This is a genomic window from Oxalobacter vibrioformis, assembly GCF_027118995.1.
Lineage (GTDB): Bacteria > Pseudomonadota > Gammaproteobacteria > Burkholderiales > Burkholderiaceae_D > Oxalobacter > Oxalobacter vibrioformis.
In genome coordinates this window covers 266,929-279,739 of record NZ_CP098242.1, presented here as the reverse complement: position 1 = coordinate 279,739, position 12,811 = coordinate 266,929, and the positions used below count along the sequence as shown (strand labels likewise).

11 protein-coding genes are annotated in these 12,811 nt (G+C 45.5%); 5 read left to right on the top strand and 6 right to left on the bottom strand.

Annotation, left to right across the window (positions count from 1 at the left end):
* Positions 1 to 142 precede the first annotated feature (142 nt).
* Together NB640_RS01505 and NB640_RS01500 are read right to left on the bottom strand one after the other, a co-directional pair.
* A complete protein-coding gene (locus tag NB640_RS01505; RefSeq protein ID WP_269309381.1) occupies positions 143 to 3,310 on the bottom strand; it encodes a DEAD/DEAH box helicase in 3,168 nt (1,055 codons plus the stop codon).
* A complete protein-coding gene (locus NB640_RS01500) occupies positions 3,276 to 4,106 on the bottom strand; it encodes a virulence associated protein (protein ID WP_269309380.1) in 831 nt (276 codons plus the stop codon). The genes NB640_RS01505 and NB640_RS01500 overlap by 35 nt, the downstream gene beginning before the upstream one ends.
* 467 nt (positions 4,107 to 4,573) lie before the next feature.
* Here NB640_RS01500 and NB640_RS01495 point away from each other — a divergent pair, with 467 nt between their 5' ends.
* The 3 genes from NB640_RS01495 to NB640_RS01485 all read left to right on the top strand — a co-directional run bounded on the left by NB640_RS01495 (position 4,574) and on the right by NB640_RS01485 (position 6,526).
* The gene (locus tag NB640_RS01495) at positions 4,574 to 4,801 is read left to right on the top strand and encodes a hypothetical protein (RefSeq protein ID WP_269309379.1); all 228 of its coding nucleotides are present in this window, start codon (positions 4,574 to 4,576) and stop codon (positions 4,799 to 4,801) included.
* A gap of 78 nt (positions 4,802 to 4,879) precedes the next feature.
* Positions 4,880 to 5,101, top strand: coding sequence for a hypothetical protein (locus tag NB640_RS01490; RefSeq protein ID WP_269309378.1), 222 nt, complete (start codon positions 4,880 to 4,882; stop codon positions 5,099 to 5,101).
* Between the two features lie 1,239 nt (positions 5,102 to 6,340).
* On the top strand, positions 6,341 to 6,526 hold the full coding sequence (locus tag NB640_RS01485) for a hypothetical protein (protein WP_269309377.1): 186 nt from the start codon (positions 6,341 to 6,343) through the stop codon (positions 6,524 to 6,526).
* A gap of 153 nt (positions 6,527 to 6,679) precedes the next feature.
* Here NB640_RS01485 and NB640_RS01480 read toward each other — a convergent pair whose 3' ends face one another.
* Both NB640_RS01480 and NB640_RS01475 read right to left on the bottom strand, forming a co-directional pair.
* Positions 6,680 to 7,465, bottom strand: a complete 786-nt coding sequence (locus tag NB640_RS01480; RefSeq protein ID WP_269309376.1) for a DUF2806 domain-containing protein — start codon at positions 7,463 to 7,465, stop codon at positions 6,680 to 6,682.
* A gap of 51 nt (positions 7,466 to 7,516) precedes the next feature.
* Entirely contained in the window at positions 7,517 to 7,738 is a 222-nt protein-coding gene (locus NB640_RS01475; protein ID WP_269309375.1) for a hypothetical protein, read from the bottom strand.
* A 180-nt stretch (positions 7,739 to 7,918) separates the two neighbouring features.
* On the opposite strand from NB640_RS01475, the gene NB640_RS01470 reads away from it, so the two are divergent.
* Positions 7,919 to 9,742: a DUF4209 domain-containing protein gene (locus NB640_RS01470; protein ID WP_269309374.1), complete on the top strand. Its 1,824-nt coding sequence runs from the start codon at positions 7,919 to 7,921 to the stop codon at positions 9,740 to 9,742.
* Here the strand turns inward: NB640_RS01470 and NB640_RS01465 are convergent.
* A complete protein-coding gene (locus tag NB640_RS01465) occupies positions 9,732 to 9,884 on the bottom strand; it encodes a hypothetical protein (protein WP_269309373.1) in 153 nt (50 codons plus the stop codon). The genes NB640_RS01470 and NB640_RS01465 overlap by 11 nt on opposite strands.
* A 23-nt stretch (positions 9,885 to 9,907) precedes the next feature.
* Positions 9,908 to 10,234, bottom strand: coding sequence for an SOS response-associated peptidase family protein (locus NB640_RS01460; protein WP_332880248.1), 327 nt, complete (start codon positions 10,232 to 10,234; stop codon positions 9,908 to 9,910).
* A 623-nt stretch (positions 10,235 to 10,857) separates the two neighbouring features.
* Here NB640_RS01460 and NB640_RS01455 point away from each other — a divergent pair.
* Positions 10,858 to 12,756 carry a hypothetical protein gene (locus NB640_RS01455; protein WP_269309371.1) on the top strand — a complete coding sequence of 633 codons (1,899 nt, stop codon included), beginning with the start codon at positions 10,858 to 10,860 and terminating at the stop codon, positions 12,754 to 12,756.
* The last annotated feature ends 55 nt before the right edge of the window (positions 12,757 to 12,811 follow it).

Genomic DNA, 12,811 nt, shown 5'->3' with positions numbered 1-12,811 from the left:
TATACTTTTTTAACCTTAGTTATTAAAGTCTTTCCTGTATAAAACGGAAAAATAATATGTTCAAATTGTAGAGAACAATCTGTAATGAAATTACCATCGTCTTTCAATTTATATTGAAGGAGAAGAATAAGAGCAGAGAGATTTATACTAAAGTTGATAGGACAGACTCAAAATAACTTGGGTAATTGTTAAGAATGTTTTTTGTTTTATCCATGTGGGAATTAAGTGCTTCCGAGAATGAATTGCCAATGAAACCATCCGTTTGCACGCCTAGAGATAATTCTTGAGAAATCACTCGATCAGCAAATCCTAATTCATAACAAGATATAGATAATATATCTGGCAATCCATATTTGAGTGATTTTTGAAAAATTGATAAAGACGAATTAAGGCGTGGATTGAACTCATTTTCCTCCGAAAGGAATTGAGATATAGCAGCAAGAATCAAGGAGCATTCAAATCCAAGTATACCCTCGCAAAAATTCATAATGTCTTCTTCTGTCAACGCGCGGCGTTGGCTTTTTCCCCACTGCTTACTCCCCTTTTTTGCTTTAACATATTTAAATATGGATTGATATGATTCTCCTGAAATCCACATTGCAGCAACCTGAGCGGCGAGAAGGTTTGGTTCTACAGAATGGAAAAAATTATTTTCTAACTGTGTCTTAAATAAATTCCATACATTCTCTAGCCATTGCTGATTTGATTCCAAAGTTAGTAATAATTCGCGTTTATTGCTTACCCATTCTTCTATCTCTTTAGCACTCTTGATTCCCAATAGTGTTTTTGAATAAATCGATTGTTTCTCTGAAGAAGGCTCTTCTTGATGTATGTGCTCTGCAATAGTAGTAAAAAGGGTTGTTATGGCTTGTTTTACTTGATCGGAAGCCAAGTGGTATGCAAGAGTTGATAGGGCAAGATTTTCAGCAGATGTTCTGAACTCATCAAATGAGCTGGAACCTCGATTTGCCATTAAATAACTTTCAATAGCAAAAATCAAACTTCGCCTCCATTTCAGCTCTCTCAGCAAAAATTGGGGGGTAATTTTATACTTTGGATTTGCTTTAACAATATGATCAGCCCAGATTTCCCAAACATTCTCATCAGACAATAACAATCTGGAAAGGGATTCTGGATCAAGCGTTATTTCAGCTTTACCATCATCATTTTTAATAGGAGATAACACTCCTAAAAGTGAGCTTGTTGTATCTTCGGAGCGTTCAGGTGAAAGCAGCTCTACCGACGAACGAAATTTCCAAGATGTTTGTCTTTTGTTACGCTCGTCAAATATTTCGGGGTCAGAAAAAATTACCAGACCTTCTGTGTGCATCCCAGAGCGCCCAGCACGGCCAACTAAATTTTGAAAATCTCGAACCCTTATTCTTTCTCCGCCCTGATGAAGGCTTGTAACAATAAGGTACCTGATGGGTAAATTGATGCCTTGCGCCAATGTTGAAGTACATACAACAAAATTGATTTTCCCACTTTGCATAGCAAACTCAATAGCTAGGCGTAATCCATGTGGAGTGGTGCGGTGATGAACAAAAATTCCAAGGAGAGCCGCTTTATTCAAACTGGATTGCTCTCCAAAATGAGCCGCTACAAGTTTATTCAATCGTGTTATTTCTTCATGATTTGCGGAAGTCGCTGGGCAAGAAAGAGTAAATCCACGTTCATATACTTCAACAGCGCGAACTGCCATATTCGATGCAGTATCTCTACGGCCGCAGAAAACAGCAACAGCCCCTTGAGAGGCCAAACGAATTCCAAGATATAACGCTATATCATTGGAATTTTTGTTTTCAGGAAAATAACGCTCGTTTTTTTCTCTTTCACGACGATTAAGTAAGTGCCTTTCTATGACACGAGGCACAAAATAATCGTACTGACTGTATTCGTTTGACTCAAAAAACATAAGTTGACCAAGTCTTTCGATCCAGCTCGCGAACGCTACAGCTCGTGAGGTCGGCAACAATCCTGTGCCATTAACTACTTTTGCGTTTTGTCCAATTAGCCAGTTAGCTATTGATTGTGCATTTTGTATGACAGCAGAAATTAATATGGTTTGTGATTCAAGAGGGAGAATATTTTTAATTTCTGTAAGAAGTAATTCATATGTGATTCCTCGACTTCCCGTATCAAATTGATGCCCTTCATCGTAAATCACCAATCCAATAGACGTTAAAATAGATGGTGTTTGCCGCAAAACGTACAGAAGTTTTTCTGGAGTCAATACTAATATGTATTGCGTGGAAGGAACTTCAGAGCCAAATAGCTCTGCGATTTGCTCTAGGAAATCAAGCTGCAAAGCATCCGAAAATTCATTAACTTTAATGTTATCTTCTCTAAAAGCTTGGCGTAACGATGTGCCAATTTCATGGCATAGTGCTCTAAAAGGAGCGACAACTACTGCCAATTTAGTACGCTCAGCGAGAAAACTGCTTCGAAGTATTATTTCTATGGAACGTGTTTTTCCTGCGCTGGTTGGCATTTGTATAATTCCGGATTCGCCGGAAAACAAGCCTGCTTTACCCAAGAGAATCTGAGATGGCCATAGCTCTTTTGGAAATTCTGGCCTACGGATAGCATTGGCCCACTTGTCTGCAGTAATGGCAGTAAATTTAGGTAGAGTTGTCCAAGCCGATGAGGAAATTCGTAAGCGAACGATAGCCACGATAACATCGACAAAAAGTAAATCACGTGAAGTTGCACCTTGATATGCTTGTTGTCTAAGTAGATCAAGCGCTGAGGCCAATTGAGGAAGATTTGAGCCATCATAAAAATGAAATGCGAGTAATCTGGCTACATTACCCAGCTTATCTTCGAAGAAAGGATGTGGATCATTTGGGTAACTTTCCCAGCGCCCCCTTAATACCCAATGCAATAATTTACCGGTAGGGATATCTTCTGGTTGATTTTCAATTTGTCTTGCAAGGACAAGGCTACTCCCTGGACGGCCTGCAAGATAATATGAAGATGCAGCTAGCACCTTCATTTCACGTTCTATGTTTGCAGAGAAACCTGATTGAATAAAGGCATCAAAAAAACTTGCTGAAAAACTAAGTTCCTCAATAGTATCGGCAGGTAATAGCATTTCCGCATTATGGGCATTACTAATAGCAGCAGCTGCATCGCCCAGCGTTCCTATGGTTAATAAAAACAGTTCTTGTGGTTCGGTATTTTCTGGAACTGAAAGATGTAATTCTTCTGGCAAACCAAATTCATACATCTTTCCTTTTGATCTGGTAATTCCAAACAAACGATGGCTGTTAGACTCACGCTTCATTAGCGGCACTTTCGTATAAAGCATGAACAAGCTTCATCAACTCAGTTCCTCGGACAACTAATATGTGTAAATTTTGTGCGTTTTGATGTCCGTTTGTTGTTGTACCGCTCTGTATAGCTTGTTCGTCATATGCTTCGTCAGATAAAAGAGCCGCAGCCCCAGACTTATAAACATAGGGATGGTCCGATTGATTTTGAAATCTTTGAACAGTGAGAGCCTCCCGATTTTTATTGGCATGCAACAATCGTCGTTTTATTGCATTTAGTGTGATTGCCCGTCTCAAGTAATCCTTCGAAGAGTCATCAATAGCGGCCTGAAGACAACCGCTATACTTTCCTCCAGATGCTTGTGCTTTCACCTCAAAAGCTAACAATGTATCTTCTGGTGAGTACGATTCTTTTAGAATCCTAAATCCTAAAATATCAACACCTTTTACAGATTCATCCCTGTTGGCTTTGTCTGCATACTTGCCTCTTGGCACCCAGTAATTCAGCACAAACTGCACATAATCCGCTATTAGTAATTCAGCGAAATCACCAGAACGAACTCCCGGTCCGGGGGCAATGCTTTTGTCAGGAAATACTATCTGAGTAAGATAGTCAGCACGCGAAAGCCCCGTTCCTTCTCGAAGGATGTCTATCTCTGAATCTGGGCAGTAGTGTTGTCGAAAGTGCGTAGCCCAAACATTTAGAAGCTCTGCTGTTTGCGGAGCAGTAAGCTCCCAAATCTCGATTGGCTGTCCATCAGATGACAAAATGGTATGAGTAGATTTTGAAAGGCAAGATAAATGTGGCGGGATGAAGAAGGTGGAATCTTGCATGGTTGCGAATAGTAAAGAATAGTCTAATGTTTTTTAACATGATTTTTCAATACAATCAAATACTTCTCTATGACTAATCGTTAATTGCGTTTCGAATATCCTCGAAGCCATGGAAGCATGCGCCATCGATTTGGTGAAAAAAGGGAAAAAGAACAATGAATAATTCCGAGCAGTAATGAACTCCCAGGCCCATATCCCTTATAGGCCTTTTTTATTCTCCAACACCTTGACCGAAAACAGCCGACACCCTATCCTGTAATTGTCCCTGTCATGCAGGGATCGGGTTTGACAGCCCGTGCGTTGGCGGAAGCCGCTTCAGGCGGTTTTTCCGTTTCTACACGGCCGTCCAATGGGCAGGCCGTGCGGGGCACTTTCGAGTGCGCCGGTCAACGCCCGGTCTGTCAACCCGTACGGTCCTGCCCGCCCTTAAAGTGGGTGGGAATCAGGAAGAGCCCTGCGGAGACGCCATGACACAACCGGACACCTCATTTTTCGATGCCGTTGAGAACCTGAGACAGGAGTTGTATCTCATCAAGCAGCAACTGCATTTTTTTGCGGGCCTGACAATCCATGAACATGCCCAGCCCCTTACTATCGATCCAGAGACATTCAGCGTCACTATGTCAAGGCTTGCAGAACAGGTAGAGGCGGCTATCATAAATACAGAAGCTCTTAAAGCTTATAAGGATAGCTAGAAGTTCTTGCCGGGTTATCTTTATTTTCTCGGTTAATATACGTACAACATGAAATAATTCCGCCAGAAAGCAAGCTGTATGAAAAAAGGCGTACTTACAAACAAACTACAGTCTGTTTTTATGGCATGTTTTGGTGTCGGAATAATTCTGTCTCTTTCAGGGGGGTGGACTGCTGCCAATAATCTTGATCGCAAAAACTATGAGCGCAAGAGCGAAAAACTCATTAATGCACACCTTGCCTGGATAAAGGTGTTGCAGGAAAAAGGCGATCTTATGATGTCTGTTTTTCTCAAGAAATAGATAAAAATAGCTGCTGATGGAATGTTTCCTAAATTGGAGTAGTCCAGATTTGATTGTACATATTATTTCATGAAAAAAAGTGTTGTTTTCTATATTATGCCGAGACGCAAAAATTCCGAGACCGATACTCAGTCAAAGCCATGGAGATACTGCGTAAATTGTCCGTGCTAAGGCAGGGCAACTAACATCGTTAGACGCAGCATTATGCCCAGTGATAGCATTTCGCAGCTCGTCTGCTACCTGTTACGGCCTTTCCGTTAATAAATTTACCTGCCTCACAGTTAACCAGTGAATCTGGCCTAGTAGGAGAAAGACGATTCAAGTCAACGCCAAGGCCTGCCCCATCACCACTCTCATTTCAAATCCTGCCCAAAAGTCATGACGACTCACTCGTGCCTCCTGTGACTGCTTGATACAATGGAACCAGCCCTCGATTAGGCACACAGCGTTTTCTTTCCAAAACCTGCCTTTGTTCTTTTTTCAAGAACAAAGGAACAACGACAATTTGTTCGCGTTCGTTTTCCGGACCAGTTTTTTTAGCGCGTTTGCGCAAGCCACCACTTTTTTTCTCTGATTTTTTCCTCTATATAAAAAACTTCTGCTTTAGAAACTCTATAAACCCCGAGGTGGGCGTCGAGATAGTATTCATCAGCATCTCATCCCTGCATCAAGTATCCAATCGTACCCTGATCATTTTTTCTATGCCCTTCCTTGAATGAGATCACCACATTTCGCATCAGACAGTGCTGGAGATGGCTTCTCCCATGGGGGTATCTCGTCATTTAGGACGAAAGATCCCATGACCGCACACGGGCTTCGGTCCGGCACTAATATTCCAGGGCACCCGCGCTGCCCTGACCGGCCCGAGAGGGCTGGACGCGCGGCGGATGGATTCCGTGATTTCCGTGTCTTTCCAGAACACCGGAGAGAAACCTGTATCCGCAAGGAACAGGCATGTCCCTGCATTGGCAAGAAAGGCGCCGGGACATGAATCTGGCGTATTTAAGAAGGGAGCCTGACCCCGCCATTTTTTTGCGTTCCAGGAGATTTTTATGTGGAAGAAAAACCTGACTGACATCCTCAGCAAGCATTCCTCAACTCGGCAGAATGGAAAGACGGCATCAGAACACACCCAGACCCTTTTCAAGGAAACGGTATTGGCCTCAATAAGGCGACTTCATGCGAGGGATACAAAGCCATCACCCCCACTAAACTGGTGACAAGCATATCCAGGCCATCGTGCATGAATGGTGGTATGTGCAGGAAGAGGCCATCAAGACCGTTGAGTGCGACCTTTCCCGCCTGAGCCGTTTTTTCGAAATGATGGAAAAGAAAGGTACCATCAAGCCGGTAAAGCATTGCCTGCTTAAGGTACCCGCAGAAAAGCTGATTGTCGCTATAGAGTTCAGAAGCGCGGGTTCTTAATTTTGTCTAGAATTTTGAAGTTACCGTCTTCATCAACCTTAAAAAGGTGCACCTCTTCAATTCTGGCAACTACTGTCCACCACTCAAGATAACTGCGTACATCCTGCTCGGAAATATTCGCAACCAGCCGATACAGATCCCTGCCTGCCTTCGTCAGACGGACACCGTAAAACTCAACCCCCCTCTCGGCCCTACAAAGCCCATGCCATAATTACCCATGCTCGTACGATACAACTGACTGCTGTCCAGGCTGTTGCGCTGATAATCGGATGTGATATCCACGGTGTGTGAAATCAACTGAGCATCTTCCAGCAATTTCAGGTCGGCTTGGCTGATTCCTTGCACAGGATCAATCTGACCTTCTGCCATCGCCACAAAATCGCCATTGACAACATGTTTCGTAAGCCTGTCGAATAAGATTGCCTCGGTTTCATCCACTGTCTTGAGAATATCCAGTGACCTAAGGCCAATACTCTTTGGGGTTTCAACTTCCGCGGCCAATAACTTGCCCCAGAATTCCTGCACATACTCCTCAGAAATAAATTGTGCCTCTTGTCGCCAACGGGACAGAAAGGTTTCTGAAACTGATCCGAGTTTGGTATCTATTTGTTTCCCCTGCATCTCCTGAAAAGCTGATTTCAGACACAACAGAAGGTTTTCGATTTCCTGCGTCACCTTGGCTGACAAGAGATTTCTGGCAGGGTTTTCAATGATGGTCTGGCTTCCGTCTTCATTTACGACCAGGAAGGACTCCCCGGCAAGGATACTCTCAGCGTCCCTCTGGGCCTGTGCCATGGTTAGAACAGCATGAGCATCTCTTTGTGCCTTTTCCTTGCCCATGAAGAAGTCAAAAAGCCACCCGATGCCGGATGAGGCTTTGTTCGCCAATTCTGTCACATTCAGTGCCAGTTTCACGATATTCGAAGCATCCTCACTCATGGTGTTTCCCTGAATTCCAATGAGAAGATTTTACCGTATGAACGCAATTACTTACCCGTCTCCCCAGTTATACCCGGCACTGTCCCACTGGTTCACGTTCGCCGGCACAGGATCAAGGCCGTCCTTCATGCGCGCATAGCTGTTCTGGCCAGACAGGAGATCCGGCTGTTGTACCGTACTTTTCTCATGCTTTTGGGTGGGACCAATACCGACACAAACAGGGATGCCCACATTCTGCCTTTTAACAACACCTGTCCAACTTGTGTATTGCATGTGATGACCTGAAGACGCGTTTCCGATGTTTGCCATGTTATAGCTGTATTGGCTCACAGTTTTTTCCTTTAGAAGCTTGAAAACATCTGAGCATGGTTTTTTGTTAGCACAAGTTGCTGTTTCAGATTAAAGTTGTGATTGTCTTGTACAATTGTTTCCAATTCGACAACATGGATCACTATGCTTGCATTGGACATAACTTTACCTGTGACACCCGATCACTTTTCATGTGATGAAATAGAGACGCTTTTTCGTGAGCGAACCCGTTATTTCAGTGATTCCTCAATCGTATTCCTGGTTCACAGTGAGAAGTTGGCTGCAGACAATCATCCAGAACAGGCAAAAATATTCTGGCTGATGGCCCAGGTACTCATGCACCCCAACAAGTACCGAAATACTCTGCAGAAAAAGCAGCTCAGAAAAATATACGTGCCTTATGAAGAGATTCCTGATGCTGACCTGGCATTTCTGGAATCTGTTGTCACTCAATTCACTGAGCCATTTCTTAAAGCAGTTACCTATGACTTCCTTTGGAATGGTTATGCACTGCGGGGAAGAATTTTTAGTGAAGTCGTTGAATTTGCCCGGCAAGCAGTGGCTTGTTATCTCGCTATTCCGCTAAACAGCGAAACTCTTGAAAAGCAGTACCTCTCTTTTTACGAGCATGTCCTTTACCTGTCAGCACGGTTGAAGTTGGATGAGGCGAATCGCCTAGCGCGTCTTGAGCTTTTATCGGCACTCAACAAGAGCACTGGCGATGTCATGGGCTTGCCATTATGGATTAATGCATTAATGCTTCAATATCCCCCGGAAATTGAAACTGGTTCACGTATTTCACGATACTTTGAAGTGGCACAGAAACTGCGCGAACTGGGACGGATGCAAAGTGAGGATGAGGTAGGTTTGAATCTTTCATCAGATTTTTTTCGGAATGCTGCCGTATGGTTTAAAAAATTAAAAAATACGGAAGAAGAAGTCAAATGTAAAGCCGAGCAGTTCAACTGCATTGTGAAACTGGCTGACAAAGTAGTCGATAGGACAAATAGCACTTCAGCTACGACTGGGATTCTAAGTGAAGCATTGTCATGCTTGGGCGAAATCCCCAAAGCTGATCGCCCACGATTTGGGCTGAATGCTGCTTATGAAATGATACGGAGACGCTATACTGAAGCTGAAGATTCAATTTTCGATGACCTGGCTGAGATCAGTGTTCCGGGCATGGACATTTCTGAAGTCTATGCGCATACCGTCAGACAAATTTCAGGGAAAACATTACAGGAAGCAATCCTTTATTTTCTGTCATACCCCATTCCCAAGGCCGCCGAATTTGAAGATGCAGCCATTGTGTCATTGATGAGTACAGCGGAAATATTATTCGGCACAAGAAGAATAGGACCTACGAGAAATACATTAGGAATAGTACCCCCTTATGATTCTCAGAATCCTACATCCGAACGCAGTCTCAAGGCCATCCATGCAAAGAGGTTGATGCATTACGAGAACCACCTGCATTCAATCGTATTAGCACATATCATGCCTGCGCTCGAAGTCCTGTTTTTGGAACATCAGCTCTCGGAACACGATTTCCGGAATCTTGTCATGCATTCAAGGTTTATACCCAGGGACCGGCTTCATGCGTTCGCAAGAGGACTAACGGCAGGATACTACTCAGATTTTATTGGCGCTTCTTCCATTCTCATCCCTCAACTCGAAAACGCGGTGCGGCTTTTTCTAAAGGTGAACAGGGTGGATACCAGAACATACGAAAACGGTATAACCATGGAAAAGGGATTAAGTGCAATGCTGGATGATCCCAGCATCGAACGAGTTTTTTCGCCTGATATCCTTTTTAATCTCAAATGTCTTTTTGGTGATACTCTTGGACCAAATATGCGAAATAACATCGCGCATGGTTTATTGAGTGACGATGAATTGAATTCTACTTTTTCTGCTTATTCGTGGTGGTTCATTCTCAGGCTTGTTTATCAAGGTATTATTTCTTGAATTGCTCATCAACATTCTCATTCTCCAGCTCAAACGGAACCCGCATCAGGAAATTCTTCAAGTATGCCCCCTGTAACCAGTCATCCACTTCGCTTTCATGCAGTACATCGGCCGAGGAATGGCGACCTGCTGTCATTGGCATCGGTTGTCAGGATCGTAAAGCGGTCACCATCTTTTTCCGTCTGTTTGAAAATCCCGGCCAACCATGTGAGCGGGATGCCATTTTCCCTGGAGTGATAGCGTTCCTTCTTGCGTGATTCGGGGTCGGTTTCCCCACTCATAGAAGCCCGTCGTCGGGATCGCAATGCGGTTCAGCATCACATCGTCCTTGAATATCCGCTTTTCAAAAACCGTTTCGGCCTCTGCGTTGATATTTACGCCCGATTTCCAGTAGAACGGGATGCCCCATGCCATCTCGTCCGGTTGCCTGTCCGTGTCTGAGAGCTTCACCACCTGTGCCTTGTTTGTCGCGAAAACCTCGTCTGTGTGGATATCGCTGCTTCCGGCAAGAAGTATCAGTTCCCTGATCTCGGGTAGGTCGGCATCGAGATCAAATCGTCAGCACATCATACTCTCCTTCATTTTTCACGCGTCTGTGCCGCCGGTAAAGCACCACCATAACCGATACGACAATGATAATCGCCACGGCCACAATGATCGGCTCCACTTTCTGGGATTACTATATCCCCGCTGTAATACCCGATGGCCGTCAGTGTCGTTGCCCATACCGCTACATAGATGGCGTCGACAACGACAAATGGCACTGCGATGTCCAGCTCATGCCCAAAAACATTCAACAGGCAATAGTGTGCCTAATGAAATGTCACGGCATAAACGCCTTTCATCATCGTTCGGAAAACGATTCGTGCGAAAGTCGTGCAACAAACCGTTAAACGAATCGTGCTGTAATGCATTGTTTTTAAATATATTTTCTTTTTCAAAGGAGCTGACAGCCGTCTTTTTTTCCTGTATAACATAATTGATGGACCATAAATGGCTTGCTGCTTGTGGTCATGGAGCGGGGGTCTGCAGGCCCTTTTTACCAACCTTTGTGCAGAGGGAAAAAATGAGAAACACCACAATGAAAGGTGCCAAAAGCATGAGAGGAGGCCATCATGGGCATCCTCGATGACTTCGGCACTGATCCGGATGACTTTGATCCGGACAAGAAAAAAACCGATCCATTTCGGATCGATACCGCCGACATGGCCAAGCAGCCTGCCAGCTATGGCACAGCACTTGGCAATGCCTTTGCGGCCAGTGCCGGGGGCGATGGAGGGGCATTGCCCTCCTTTTCGGTAACGGATGACACCTACACGCCGACGAAAGCGGCACCAGTGGCGGCAGTCGCTGAACCCCTTAAAATGGGCCAGGGTGCCGGTATGGAGGCTGTTCCCGGCATGCAAACTGCCAAACCCGCTGCAGGAACAGCAGCTACCGCGAAGATCGGCATGCCCGCCATCAAGATCCCGGAAGTTAAACCGGCAGCCAACCCGGTTGCGACAGCAGGTATCAATGCGGCTCCAGCTTCGGTAGACAATCATGCTGACACTGGTTTTGACAAAGTCCTCGGCTATCTCAACCGCACCGCGCAACCCGAGCAGATCGAAAGCGAGAATGCCGTCGCATTGGGACGAGAGATCGCAGATGAACGACAAACTGATCCACAAACCGTTCAGGCTGTTGCTCCCAAAAACGATGGGCAAACAGCAAACGTGAGTAACCCAGACCTCTTTCTCGCCCGTGTTAAATCCGAGCGGTCGCGTAACGATAGTGCCAATGCCCTTTACAGCCTCTTTAACGCCACATCCGAAGAAGCCCACGCCATGGCAGATGTCAGGAATGCTAGCTTCAACCCGGCCACCATTAACCAGTACAGTAATTGGGAAAAAGCGCATGCACGTGACACGGTTTCCACGGCACTGAACAACAGGGAAGCCATCCGCTTTGATCCAGACATGGCAAAAAAGCAGGCTTACCCTATCTTTGACCGAAACTACCAAACTGCCTCCTTTGACAGTGATGCCTTGAGCGGCATTCTCGAAGGCACCTTCTCCGGCAAAGAACTCAAAGGCCAGGTACGCGACCACATGCTAAGCGGTTCGCAAATCAGCTATAAGCAGGCCAAACAGGTTGCCGACGGCATGGCGGCACTGGACAAGACTGTCTATGGCAAGACCGTGAAAAACCTTGTTGCCAGCATCGGGATGGGACAGGTCAACTTCAGCCGTGACATGGTGCATACGGCGGCACAGGTTCTGTCAGCTGCTCCGCCACCGGAAATCGCCATGTTCCACTACCAGCAGATGTATAACGCCAACATCCACGATTTGTCCGGATGGGCAAAGGAGGTGGAAAACATGAACAGCTTTGCCGTCAATGCAGGCAACAACGTATCAGGTGCACTCGGCGAAACCGCCCACATGCTCCGTTCCCAGCGCTCGGATGATTACAACAACCTGAAGTACCTGACACTCGACCCGGCCCAATCGGCCCTACTAAGAGGGGACAAGATTGTGGGGGACATCTTTGAGAAATTCGTACCGGCGGTTGCCAGTATGGCCATTCCCGGCAAGGGCGTCCAGGCAGCCAACATGGGATTTTGGGCGCAGAACTTCCTGAAACTCGGCTGGGCCGCCAAGATGGGGTTTAACAGTGGCGCCTCGGCCAGGATGGAAGCCATCAGGCGCGATCCGAGCATGGTGGAGAGGAATCCCGAATGGCATAAGTACAAACGGGAATCCTTTTTACCGGAAGCGCAGGCAAGAGAGCGCTTCATTGAACTGGATTCATGGCAAAGCGGCGTGTGGTCCGGGATGCTGAGCATTGGAACCTACGTCGGATCAACCGGGTTCAGGCACGTCACGACTACCGGGGTGGAAAACCCGCTTTTGCAATGGACACAGCGGTTTATTTTGGGAGAAGCAAAGCATATGAGCCGAGAAGCCGTTGGTATTGAAATGCCTGATTATGATCAAACAGAGAAAGGAGGTGCGAAAATAAGAAATCGATAATCGTCATCAAAACTTTGGACATATATCTCCTGTCATGGTGCGCCCGCTCGGCCGA

Coding starts and splice junctions, on each gene's coding strand:
- NB640_RS01505 (WP_269309381.1), bottom strand. CDS start 3,310: ATGCTTTATACGAAAGTGCCGCTAATGAAGCGTGAGTCTAACAGCCAT.
- NB640_RS01500 (WP_269309380.1), bottom strand. CDS start 4,106: ATGCAAGATTCCACCTTCTTCATCCCGCCACATTTATCTTGCCTTTCA.
- NB640_RS01495 (WP_269309379.1), top strand. CDS start 4,574: ATGACACAACCGGACACCTCATTTTTCGATGCCGTTGAGAACCTGAGA.
- NB640_RS01490 (WP_269309378.1), top strand. CDS start 4,880: ATGAAAAAAGGCGTACTTACAAACAAACTACAGTCTGTTTTTATGGCA.
- NB640_RS01480 (WP_269309376.1), bottom strand. CDS start 7,465: ATGAGTGAGGATGCTTCGAATATCGTGAAACTGGCACTGAATGTGACA.
- NB640_RS01475 (WP_269309375.1), bottom strand. CDS start 7,738: ATGCAATACACAAGTTGGACAGGTGTTGTTAAAAGGCAGAATGTGGGC.
- NB640_RS01470 (WP_269309374.1), top strand. CDS start 7,919: ATGCTTGCATTGGACATAACTTTACCTGTGACACCCGATCACTTTTCA.
- NB640_RS01465 (WP_269309373.1), bottom strand. CDS start 9,884: ATGCCAATGACAGCAGGTCGCCATTCCTCGGCCGATGTACTGCATGAA.
- NB640_RS01455 (WP_269309371.1), top strand. CDS start 10,858: ATGGGCATCCTCGATGACTTCGGCACTGATCCGGATGACTTTGATCCG.